Annotated in this window: 1 pseudogene; it reads left to right on the top strand. The window is 60.0% G+C overall.

The features are described from left to right. Positions 1-230, top strand: a pseudogene (locus tag J0695_RS41245) (radical copper oxidase GlxA); the annotation flags it as partial.

The raw sequence follows: 230 nt of genomic DNA, 5'->3' as shown, positions 1-230 counted from the left end.
CAACCAGAAGAACTTCGACGCGAAGAGCTTCCGGTCGGTGCTGTGGGATCCGAAGACCAACCAGTTCAAAAACATACCCACGCCCAAGGACATGTTCTGCGCCGGTCACACCCAGCTGCCCGACGGCAAACTGCTCATAGCCGGCGGTACGAAGCAGTACGAGAAGCTCAAGGGCGACGTCACCAAGGCGGGCGGCCTGATGATCGTCCACAACGAGGACCCGGACAAGC

It is taken from the genome of Streptomyces beijiangensis (assembly GCF_017315755.1).
In the GTDB taxonomy this organism is placed as follows: domain Bacteria; phylum Actinomycetota; class Actinomycetes; order Streptomycetales; family Streptomycetaceae; genus Streptomyces; species Streptomyces beijiangensis.
Note: the sequence above shows the minus strand (reverse complement) of the source record. Positions and strands in the feature narration are given on the sequence as shown.